The organism is Salinicola aestuarinus, from assembly GCF_003206645.1.
GTDB lineage: Bacteria > Pseudomonadota > Gammaproteobacteria > Pseudomonadales > Halomonadaceae > Salinicola > Salinicola aestuarinus.
The window spans coordinates 32,854-43,991 of sequence record NZ_PZJP01000017.1; the positions used below are offsets into that span (position 1 = coordinate 32,854).

At 55.1% G+C, this 11,138-nt stretch carries 8 protein-coding genes; all 8 read right to left on the minus strand.

Annotation, left to right across the window (positions count from 1 at the left end; genetic code table 11):
- Positions 1-1,104: a KpsE/RkpR family capsule polysaccharide export protein gene (locus tag DOM41_RS15540; RefSeq protein ID WP_110687775.1), complete on the minus strand. Its 1,104-nt coding sequence runs from the start codon at positions 1,102-1,104 to the stop codon at positions 1-3.
- 38 nt (positions 1,105-1,142) lie between these two features.
- Complete coding sequence (locus DOM41_RS15545; RefSeq protein ID WP_110687776.1) at positions 1,143-2,078, minus strand: ABC transporter ATP-binding protein; 936 nt, start codon at positions 2,076-2,078, stop codon at positions 1,143-1,145.
- A 4-nt stretch (positions 2,079-2,082) separates the two neighbouring features.
- The gene (locus DOM41_RS15550; RefSeq protein WP_188112420.1) at positions 2,083-2,895 is read right to left on the minus strand and encodes an ABC transporter permease; all 813 of its coding nucleotides are present in this window, start codon (positions 2,893-2,895) and stop codon (positions 2,083-2,085) included.
- A 69-nt stretch (positions 2,896-2,964) separates the two neighbouring features.
- Positions 2,965-4,710: a polysaccharide biosynthesis/export family protein gene (locus DOM41_RS15555; protein WP_110687778.1), complete on the minus strand. Its 1,746-nt coding sequence runs from the start codon at positions 4,708-4,710 to the stop codon at positions 2,965-2,967.
- 192 nt (positions 4,711-4,902) lie between these two features.
- Positions 4,903-5,322 (minus strand): DVU3141 family protein, encoded by a 420-nt coding sequence (locus DOM41_RS15560; RefSeq protein WP_110687779.1) that lies wholly within the window; start codon positions 5,320-5,322, stop codon positions 4,903-4,905.
- Positions 5,323-5,868: 546 nt separating this feature from the next.
- The gene (locus DOM41_RS15565) at positions 5,869-7,632 is read right to left on the minus strand and encodes an SLC13 family permease (protein WP_110688039.1); all 1,764 of its coding nucleotides are present in this window, start codon (positions 7,630-7,632) and stop codon (positions 5,869-5,871) included.
- A 607-nt stretch (positions 7,633-8,239) separates the two neighbouring features.
- Positions 8,240-8,890, minus strand: a complete 651-nt coding sequence (locus DOM41_RS17975; RefSeq protein ID WP_110687780.1) for a site-specific integrase — start codon at positions 8,888-8,890, stop codon at positions 8,240-8,242.
- Positions 8,891-9,186: 296 nt separating this feature from the next.
- The gene (gene mobH, locus DOM41_RS15575; protein WP_110687781.1) at positions 9,187-11,031 is read right to left on the minus strand and encodes a MobH family relaxase; all 1,845 of its coding nucleotides are present in this window, start codon (positions 11,029-11,031) and stop codon (positions 9,187-9,189) included.
- Between the last annotated feature and the right edge of the window lie 107 nt (positions 11,032-11,138).

Below are 11,138 nucleotides of genomic sequence, written 5' to 3' on the forward strand. Positions count from 1 at the left end.
TTAATCTCTATGATCTTTGACAATCAAAATGAGCATGTTGGCGATTAACGCGATAAATAGCGCAATAACGGCAAACACGACAATGTTGTACAGACGTTCCGGCTGTTCCGGATACTGCGGCATCGTCGGGGATTGCAGCGTAGAGAGCTGCTTGAGTTTCCGCGCCGCCTCGACCTGCGTGCTCTGCAATGCAGCCAACGCGCCGGAGTAGCTTTCCTGGGCGAATTTTGCCTGCAACTGTAATCGCTGATATTCCGAGGAGAGCGAGTTCAGCGCATCCCCTGACTGAGCCGCCAGCCGCTGCTTTTCTTCCTCAATCTGGCCTTCCAGTGCATTGATCTGGCTCTTGACCCGCACGACTTCCGGAGAGCTCGCGCTCTGGAAACTGCTCAATGCGGTTCTCTGCGCTTTCAGGCTTGCTAGCTGGCCTTCTAGCGTCGACACGACACTGCTCAAACTCTCGACAGTCCCCGTAGGCGATACCAGCCCGTTTTCGTTCTGGTAATTCACCAGCGCTTGACGAGTCTGCTCGAAAGTCGTCTGGAGCTGATCGACCTGCTGCTGGAGAAACTTAACTTGCTCTTCTGCCAAGCGCCGGCCCATATCGTTCATATGCTGCTCACCACGCTCAAGCAGAAGATTGGCGATCAAGTTGGCCTCTTTTGGGTTGAACGCCTCGACGTCGACACGCAGAACGCCGGCATATTCGTCGAGCTCGACCGAGACACGCTTGAGGTAATAGTCGTGCAGCTCTTCTAACGGTGCCGCTTCATCGCTCAGGCGGCTGAAGAAGTCACCACCACCGTCGGCGTAGTGCTCGCGGAAATTGGCATTCTCCACCAGGTACTGCAGCATGTCGACCGAACGGAGATAGTCCCTCAGCAGCAGCATATCCGCGTTGTTGGCACCTCCGCCGCCAGAAAGCAGACTGCTGAAGCTCAAGTCCGGCGATGAGAGCTGTGGGCTTTCCAATACCACGTGGGCATGCGATACGTAGCGGTCACTGGCCCATACGGCCCAGTAGAGACTAACGAGCACGATAGCGACTAGGCAGAGAACCCAGTGAAGATGCCTTTTCAACTTTTGCTTTACTAAAAATTTCATTAAATTCGCTTCTTTAAATCCGGAGCTAAGTACTGGCCTTATCTTCCGGCCGATGCTTGCTCATGCTGTTTAAGCTCTGAGAACCGCTTTCTCGCCAATCGATGTTTGCGATGCAGCAATTCGGTTTCTTCCTGCAAGATGGCCGCCTCATCTTCGTCAGTGGCCGTCTCCAGCCGATACTCCGAGATAATGTGCTGCTTGTGAAGTGTGGTTATTTCTTGCCTAAGGGAGCGAAGCTGAGCTTTAAGGCTGGTGGCATCCAATTGCTCGACTGGTGTTTCTTCTTCGTCGTCTTCGTCTGCAACATCAGTCATCACGCCCGTAGAGAGATGGTATGCGCCAATGGCGTCTTCTATGCGATCAAACCACTGGGCATGGCCCTGATCGACGAAGATGCCGGCTTGGCACATCTGTTTCAGGGTGCCTTCACCGTGAGAGACCATGATGAGGCTGGCATGATCCACACGCTGCTGAAATGCCTCCCTCGCCTTCGCCTTGAACGCACGATCACCCACGGCGGTCGCCTCGTCCGATATATAGATATCGAAATCGAACGCAAGCGAGAGCCCAAAGGCGAGACGCGCTCGCATGCCTGAAGAATAGGTCGTGACAGGGTCATCAAAAGCCTTACCGATGTCGGCGAAGTCCTGGACCTCTTGGATCAACTTTTGAAGGCTTTTCTTGATGCCGTGAACGCGAGCGACGAACTTGACGTTCTGGCGGCCGGTCATGGAGCCCTTGAAGCCGCCAGCCAAGCCGATTGGCCAGGAGACGCGTCCCTTACGAATAACGCGGCCCTTATCCGGTGTATCCATACCGCCGATCAGGCGTAGCAGCGTTGACTTTCCCGCCCCGTTTCGGCCCACCACGCCGACGCTAACCCCATTGGGAATGACCAGATTGACGTCCTTTAGTACCCAGTCACCACCGTGAGGCCCGTGGTAGCGTTTGTAGAGATTCCGGATTTCGATCATGAGCTCATATTGCCTTCAAACGCGATGCAAAACGGACATGCATGACCAGTCCTAATGAGAGTGTCGAAAGCGCCCAGAACCAGAGATAGGTCATGTCGATTCCGGGGATCGAGTGGTAGCTATCGAAGAAACTCAACCGCATGCTCTCGATGCCATGCACGATCGGGTTCCAGAGCAGGTACTGCTGATACTGTGCGGGCACATAAGTGACCGGGAAGATGACACCGGATATCAGCAGTAGCGGCAAAGTGATGATTTTCACGATACGTCCAACTTCTGGAATCAAACCTGAGGCGACTGAAAGCAAAACGCCAAGCCCGACACCCAGCATCCAGAGCGAGAGCCAGTCCATCATCACCCCAAAAGCGTGATCCGGAATCATATTGATCTTTAGCAAAGAGCCAATAACTATGAATAGTAGAAAAATAAAACTGCGAATCATCCCCTCTACAAAGCACCGTATCAACACAGGATCAATTGGTAAGATTTGACGATAGGTAAAGAGCCCCTTATTAGATTCCACTGCGCCCATAGGTCGAATCATGGCTTCTCTGAACAAATAGAAACCCATTAACCCAACAATCATCCAGGGAATAAATTCTGCCCCTGTAATGTTTTGGCCACCCCGAATGTAGGCACGGATAAAAATCATCACGGCGATCGTCGCAACCGGTTCGAAGATCATCCAGAACCAGGCCATGCGATCCGCCATGGTTCTCGCAATCATTTCTCGGAGATACATCGCTGACCAAACATCCCAAGCGACCCGCATGGGATGACGGGTGGAATCATGAATGTGTTCCGTATTTGGCGCCATTTAACGTTCCCGCGCCTGCCGACACTTAGCCGGGCAGGCGCTCATACACTGCTTGACTTGAAGAGACACTTACAGGTCCAGCGCGACCTTGGTCGCCACCGCTACCTGATAAAGAATCTGCGTGATGCTGGTCGCCAGTTCGATGTTGCTGGTTGGCGCGGCGGGCAACACGAGGATCTCATCACCGGCGCGAACATCGGTATCACCTGCGCGAATGACGGCGCCATTCCGGTGGACCACCAGCACCTGATCGTCGTCGGCTCGCGGAGTAAAGCCACCGGCAGACCGAATGTAATCCTCTGCGCTCATTCCCGGGGTAAAGACCATCGCTTGAGGGATCGTCACTTCGCCGCTCAGCAGCACGGAATCCGAGCTTTCCGGAATAGTGACCACGTCGCCATCCTGCAGACGGATATCGGCAACGCTGTCACCGCGAGCAACGACCAGCCGGCCGGTCGGTTGGGTCTGGCGCGCTTTCTGAACGAACTGCTGGATCAGCTCAGCCTGACGCACCTGAATTTCACCCTCTTTAGCGGTACGCGAGGGATAGCCCAGATAGGTCTGTTCCAGCCGGTCCAGACTCTCATTGAGCGATTCTTGCTGCTGCTCGGCAACGCTGTCGCGGCGAATCGAGACGTCCTGGTAGCTAGTCATGTTGCTGGGCACGCTAATAGCGTTGAGGAACTCGCCGAGATGCGCATCCCTTGGCAGTACGTAGCGAGACGGGCCGTAATAGCTGCCTTCGACCTGGACGACGATGCTTTCGCTGCGCTGATCCGAGCTGTAGACGACTTCATCGCCGCGCTGCACATCGGCGTCACGAAACTCGTTCAACGTGAGATATCGCGCTACCGGGCCTTCGGGGCGGTCGCCGCGCAGCAACACGTGAGAAACGCCGGAACGCAGGCGAGCGAGATCGCTGACATCACCGCCGGTAAGACGTTCGCCGGCCAGCTCGTAGCGGAACGGCTTCTGGACGTCACCGACCACGGCAATTGCCGGGCCACGCTCTTCGACGACGACGGTGTCGCCATCGCGGAACTGGGTCTGCGGCATGTCGCCGTTGATCAGGAAGTCGTAGAGATCGACGGTCTCGATTGTGCGGCCGTTACGCTTGACCACGATCTGGCGATAGCTGCCGAGCGCCTGATCGATGCCGCCGGCCTGGTCGAGAAAGTAGAGTACCGAGTCGCTAGGCGTCCCCGAATAGCGCCCGGGGTTGGTGACATACCCCGTGACGAAAACGCCCACGGGCTGCACGCCCTGCAGATTGGTGTAAACCTCCACGTTCTCCGGATAGACCGTTTTGATCGCTGAGGTCACCCGGGAATTGAGCTCGCTGTTGGAGGTGCCCTGTACGTTGAGAGGGCCGATCCCCGGCAGGAAAATGTTCCCCTGGGAATCGACGGTGAGCACGCTCTGCAGCTCGGTGCCGCCCCAGACGCGAAGGTTGACCTGATCGCCCGGCTTGATGGTGTATCCGGGGTTCAGGCCGTCTGCCATCACACCGCGAAAACCACCGGAGAAGAGACTCGCGCCGAACGGCGGCAGCCTGTTGGGATCGATAGGCGCCACGTTGGGGTCAATAGGCCCATAATTGGCACTGTTCCAGTTGGCCCGGGGGGTATCGTCAACACCCTGCCCCGTTTGCTCGCCGCTCGCGCCCTGCTCCTGTGTTTGGCTGGTCATCGATTGGGCCTGCTGATCCTGGGGCAAGATACTGCCGCCGAAGGTCTGCGCGCCTGCCAAGGGCGCGTTCAGGCACGCTACCGCCACCAGGCACCCGGCCCGGAAGAACGATGCTGCATGTTTCATGCAAGACTTCCTGTTGTGTTATCGCGACTGGCGCCACCACGTGGGCCAACTACAAAGTGAATGTGGCAGTTCCAATGAAGCGCGCCAAACGAGCCAAGGGTAAAAAAGCGCAAGGCCCCCTTCGACTCCAGCGCGACCCTCGCCGCCAGAAACTCTACACGCAGCGCGGGTCAAAAAAGGATCCGAATTTGGTTACGGATTGCTGGGACCCGTCAGCACTTGCGTAACGAGACGCTGGGAGTACCAACCCTGACCTTCGACCAGACAGGCGACCTTGGCTTGGCTCACATCCTGAGCGCCGATGCTGCGCGAGACGTCCAGATGGGCGCAGAGTCGCCCACTGCCGGCGAAGTAACGCTCATTGACGATGACTGAGACATTGGAGCCCCATGGGCTCTTGGGGAAAGCGCCGATGGTGCCGGGCGTGGCATTGTCCAGAAAAGAGGAGATCTCCGGGCCGACAGCCGCGGCACCGGGCATGGCACCGACATTGTTACCGCCATAATGATTCTGAGATGCACAGCCGGTCACGGCTGCGACAACAAGGCCCATCTGGAGCCACTTCGTAAGCCGGCCAACACTGCCGGAAACCCCGTCGAGAACGTTAGACATCTTGTGTATTCAACCTGATCTGTTTGTTCAACCTGATGGGTGAAAAAAGCACGCCGACCTTGCTCTTTTGTCCATGAACCGTAGCAACCCCGGAGGCCAAATGGCGACGCCCGACGTGTGCACCTCGACGCCGAGCGGACTGACATACCCGCCAATGGCGTGACGCCGTGGACTTCGAATCGGTACGGAAGACGAGAGGAAGGGAGAAGACGGCAGAGACCCTCGAGCGCTGTCATGGTGGTACCTTGATTCGGCTGAATCGATGGTGTGAAACACAACGATTGTATGGTGCTCTCCGCGAGATGCCTACCTTTCACACCACGGATATGGCAAGCGGCGCGCTCGAAATGGTTAACGTACGTAACATTTCACACATTAGGAATTTGATCCCGTAATGGCAAATTTCCTACGGAATCCGTGGTTTTAGCTTGGGCGAGTCGCGATGCGCCCCCTCCCAACGCCCACATTCAGGAAGTGAGCTTCGCTTGACGACAACTGGCCCCACCGTCGATCGCGGAGGCCTCGTCAACAACGCCGAACAGTAGATTAGAACGGCCAAATCTGAGGAATCAGCGACACCGCGATCATGCCGACAATCACACTCAGCGGCGCACCGAGTTTGAAATAGTCGTGCATGCGGTATCCCCCCGGCCCCATCACCATCAAGTTGGTCTGGTAACCCAGCGCAGTCATGAAGCTCGCCGACGCTGCGACCGCAATAGCGATGACGTACGGCATGTAGTCCACATCGAGCTGGCCAGCGACGGCGAGCGCAATGGGGAACATGAGCACGGCGGCAGCGTTATTGGTGATCATCTCGGTAAACAGCACCGTCATCGCGTAGACGAATGCCAGTGCCACCCAAGGTGAGTCAATGTGCAGAACGACAAGCTCGGCGATAGCTTGGGCCGCACCGGACTGAGTCATCGCCGCACCGAGTGAGAAAGAGGCGGCGATCACCACCAGCACAGAGAGATCGATATAGCGCCGCGCGGTACTCATGCTTAGACAACGAGTCATCAGCATCAGTCCAGCAGCAAGAAAGGCGGCCTCGAGGATCGAAAGCAGATTAGAGGCGCTCAACACGACCATGACGCCCAGAATACCCAGCGACAGCGGTGCTTTCTCGAAGTTGGGCGGCGTGGAGTCATTAAGCTGACTGACCAGCAGAAAATCCTTGCGGTAGCGGTACTGATCGACAAAGTCGCGGTCCGTCTCCAGCAGCAACGTGTCGCCCATCTGAAGCTCGATATCACCGACTTTACCGTCGAGCCGGCGACCCCGCCGAGAAATCGAAAGAATGTTGGCTTGAAAACGCGAGCGAAAGCGGCTTTCTCGCACCGTGGTACCGATACCAGTGAAGTCTGGACTGATCACGGCTTCGACCAGGCAACGATGCTGCGGCGCGACACCGAGCTTACCAACGTTGCCGTTGGCCGGACTCAAGCCCCGCATCTCACGCAACTCTCTCGCACACTCCGGCGTCCCTACGAAGATGAGGGTATCGCCGCCATTCAGACGGGTCTCGACGGGAATCTCGTCGTCGACATTCTGACTACTCTCAATGGCGGCGAGATGACCGAACTGCAGGTTACGAAGACCGGCGTCATCGATGCGACGCCCAACCAGTGGCCCACCCGACTCGACGATCACTTCGACGCGATATTCGCGCGTTTCTTCTAGCCGGGCATCGATGGCGTCACGCCGAGGAAGTAACCATTTAGCCAAGAGGAGGATAAAGCCTCCGCCGATGATCACCAGCGGCAGACCGACCCAGGCGAGCTCGAACATGCCGAGCGACACGCCCAAGCGATCACGTAGCAACCCATCGACCACCAGGTTCGTGCTGGTGCCGATCAGGGTGCAGGTGCCCCCAAGAATAGAAATGTAGCTGAGCGGTAGCAGTAATTTGGAAGGCGGAAGCCGCAGGCGTTTCGACCAGTCCTGAATCGCCGGAATGAACATGGCGACGACGGCGGTGTTGTTCATGAACGCGCTGAGTAGTGACGCTGGTAGCATCACCCGCCACTGCGCGCGACGGAGCGTTGCAGGCTGACCGAGCAGGCGCCCCGCAACCCACTTGATGGCGCCCGTTTCCTTGAGAGCGGCGGCGACAACGTAGAGGGCAGCGATGGTCATCACACCGGTGTTGGAGAACCCCGCCAGCGCCTCACTAGGGGTCAGCACACCGGTGAATATGAGAAACACCATCGCGGCAACGACGACGGCGTCGGGAGCGATGCGCGTCATCACCAGCGTGCCCAAAACAGCGACGACAGTCGCCATACTCAGCCAAGCGTCGATTCCCATGATCATCCCTGACGTGTGCCACGGCGCTCGTTCCTGACTGAGCGCATGAAGGATCCCGAAGAACCTGTGTATCCTCGGGATCGAGTGCGGCATTCTACGCAGAGCCTTTTCGAAAACTCCAGTCGCCCCCTGCGCTTAGTGCTCTACCCCTACATGATGTCGGCGATGTCGATGCTATACAGCTAGAGGAAACTGGGACCGAAGCGGCGGAATACGTCGCCACACTCAAATGGCCCGGAAGCGGGACAAAGGCGCTGCACATGTCGCAGACACAAAAAAAACCGCCAGCGGCGATTTGATGACTTGGCTCAGATTTTATCGTAACGATTGGCCGGTCGGCCGAGAGGCAGGACATCGTTGGCTCCCCGAACAGGACTCGAACCTGTGACCCAATGATTAACAGTCAGTTGGACTATTTGAGTCGGAAAACCACCCTAATTTCAGCCGCTTAAGAAAAAAACATGCCTGATATGATGTGCTGGCTTATTGCCTACCGCACCTGCACTACATTGGCATGCATGATCTTGAATTCCGAGATCATCATTGTCAAGCTGGCCGTAGCGAGAATGAGCGGCCGCCTCTTGGCCGCCCATCGCTCGCCTAAAATCTAGGGGCATCGACGTTGATTCAGCGCCTTCCTCATGGAGTCAACGCTAGGATGAACGTATTCCATAGTTGTACGCATACTTGAGTGGTCAAGGATCATTTGTGTGACTCGGATGTTACGATCAGGATCTTCCATGAGATCGGTCCCGAGAGTGTGCCTGAATCGATGAGGTGTGACCCGCGTGCCACAAAACCCTGACAGCCTCTTAAAGAAATGCTCGACCTGATTTATGTCCATCTCCTTGCGTCGATGCCTACGTGAAAAGCGGTTTACATTAAACAGCTGATCTTCACGTTTGAAACCTCCACGATGAGCTGCAAGCATCAGTTTTGCAATGTAAGGATACAATCCATCTGCGATCGGCACCACGGACTCAGAATAAGTTTTGGATCCTTCAAACGAAGTTACCAGGATCATTCTTTTAAGATCAACGTCCTTAGCTTTAATGTGTAGCAATTGATTTAGCCTAATACCTGTGAAATAGAAGGTCTCAATTACTGCCTCCCAAAACCATGCTGGATAGAGCTTCGACGGGTCATCTTGCGCGGTTTCAAATCTACGACATACGCCCATGACTTCACGTACATACCTTACAGCAAGCGGCTGCAAAGTTTTTTTTCGGTTTTCGAGGCTCCCTGACACGCACTTCATTGAATGGATTCTCTTCAACCATTATGAGTCTATGCTTGATACCAAAATTATATAGCGCAGCCAGATGCCTCACATAATTATTCCAGCTTACTTCGACGATGCCTTTCGGGTTATCTTTTGAGCGAAGGACCCTTTTTCGCCACGCGCACACGCTCTCACGGGATATCATGCTAGGGAACGCATCTTTGCCGAAATATCTACGCGCCGCTCTGACCGCAGCAGCGTAGCTATCAACCGATTTAGGCTGCAGATGTGTATCGGCGCAATACCGACTAAGCAACTCCATAAATGACACATCATTCATCAGAATGATCCTTCTCACTTTGGGTTTTTAGAAGAGTCAACACCCAATTGTCAGGAGGTATTTCTTGACTCACTTCGTACGGGTCTTTGACCAAATAGCCCTTCAACAGCCCAGTCTTGCTTGGCCCTTCGACGGAAACGCTATGGATATTTTGTCCCTGCGTTCTGATGTGCATATCCAGTTTCTGAAAGCGCTTTTGAACCACTTTCCATTGGTCTTCATTACTCAGCACTTCCGTGCTGAAGCGTTTGAAGATGCCAGGGCTGACAAGGAAATAAGTGCCACCCACGACATGAACGGGCGCTTTGGTGTCATTGATTACGATGGAATGATCAGCGAGACCCAACTTCAACCAATGCCAGAACCGTTTCCCGAGATCCGAATTATTATTTATTTCATGCGTGCCCGACTTTTGTCGCGCGCCCTCCTTTTTATCAGATACAACTAAAGTAGAAGTATGTGTATTTTGCAACCCGGGCGTAACAAAACGTTTAAATTGAGATTCAGACGGCTGTTTGGCCTCTACTTCAGGAAATAAAGCAATGATATCTTCGTCGATAGTCTCACCGCGCGTAGGGCCTGCTGCCTTCGTCTGCGGCTGTGCGGGCTTTTCACTAGAAAGATTTGCGTTGCGCTGGCCCGCCTGACCGTCAGATTGAAGAGCCTCCTTCTCAAGTGCCAACATGTCGGCTACCGATTCATCTTTATCCGGCGCCCGTTCTTCCTGAATGACAAGCTTGCCGCTGAATGAGGCTGGTCTATCCTCCATCCCCCATACCAGCGTCGGTAGCACTTTGATCATATTGAAGCTCTGCTTCCAATCACCCTCCGATATCTCACATTTCCAGACAGACTTGCCCTCGCTAATTTCCTCGATCAACCCGTGTGCCATTAGCTCGCCGTAGAGTCGATTGAGATCAGCGGGAATGCTCTTGATACCTTGAGCGTACAGATGGGTCTTTAGCTCATTGACCGCTCTTGGTGACACAAGCCAGAGAGATTCGTCTGTTAGCCACGCGACGCCGCCCTTCTGATTGAGTTTGAAGTGCTCCTTGACCATGTACCTCAGCCCCTCGGACAGCTTGCGCTGTATTGATTCCACAGGAGCCGATAGTGCTCGCACTGGATCTCCGCCCAGCGCCTTCGCGACGCTAGCGCGGTCCGCCTGATGGACAAGTTCAGCAATAATCCCGCCACGCTCGCTGTGTCCAGAGATGGTGTACATGAACAGTGAGAAGAGCTTGGGTTGAGTCATCATCCAGTCGAGAACACTGACCCCAAGGACGCGCTCGCACAGTAATGGGTTGATCACAGAGTGGAGGTGATACTCCCGACCCGATCGGTACCGAACACGATAGGGAGCTGGGATAGGACCGTGCCACAGCCTCCACTCACGCCCACCCTCGAGATGAATCTCAACGTCGACCAGCGTTTTGGCGGCGTCGTGCATAAGTGCTCCATAAATAACTGCAGCACTCCAAAGCTCACCTGCTGAACTTTGGTCTTCGGGCTTTGCATTGGGAGGCAGGAGATGCTGTTGACGCAGGCGCAATCCGTAGCAGGCTGTCTCGAGCGCATGATCCAGCATGCCACCCAAATAGGCGTGGTGATGTGATTCCGATGCCGGGAGCAGCTGAACTAGCTCTGCATAACGTCTGATAGGGCCCAATAAGAACTCATCGAAAACGCTGTGGGTCAGCGACGTCGTGTCCCACAGCATCTTGACCATCTGCTGGCGGCGCGGAGTATCGAGCAGTTCTTTACTAGGAATAGGGTGCGTAAAGAATTCCGATTGCCTGATTTTCTGGCTCGATCGCGTAAAGAAGCGTCGTAGCATTCGGGGTTCCTGTCGCGTTGTCCAGATATCAGGTTTGACAGGAGATCCCAAAAAGAGGAAGCCGAAACGTTAAGGCCAACCACGTAGGTTTTTACAGTTGAGCATTG

Bases quoted from the DNA above. Each gene is read 5' to 3' on its own strand.
- DOM41_RS15550 (WP_188112420.1), bottom strand. From the start codon at position 2,895: ATGGCGCCAAATACGGAACACATTCATGATTCCACCCGTCATCCCATG.
- DOM41_RS15545 (WP_110687776.1), bottom strand. From the start codon at position 2,078: ATGATCGAAATCCGGAATCTCTACAAACGCTACCACGGGCCTCACGGT.
- DOM41_RS15565 (WP_110688039.1), bottom strand. From the start codon at position 7,632: ATGGGAATCGACGCTTGGCTGAGTATGGCGACTGTCGTCGCTGTTTTG.
- DOM41_RS15555 (WP_110687778.1), bottom strand. From the start codon at position 4,710: ATGAAACATGCAGCATCGTTCTTCCGGGCCGGGTGCCTGGTGGCGGTA.
- DOM41_RS17975 (WP_110687780.1), bottom strand. From the start codon at position 8,890: ATGAAGTGCGTGTCAGGGAGCCTCGAAAACCGAAAAAAAACTTTGCAG.
- DOM41_RS15540 (WP_110687775.1), bottom strand. From the start codon at position 1,104: ATGAAATTTTTAGTAAAGCAAAAGTTGAAAAGGCATCTTCACTGGGTT.
- mobH (WP_110687781.1), bottom strand. From the start codon at position 11,031: ATGCTACGACGCTTCTTTACGCGATCGAGCCAGAAAATCAGGCAATCG.
- DOM41_RS15560 (WP_110687779.1), bottom strand. From the start codon at position 5,322: ATGTCTAACGTTCTCGACGGGGTTTCCGGCAGTGTTGGCCGGCTTACG.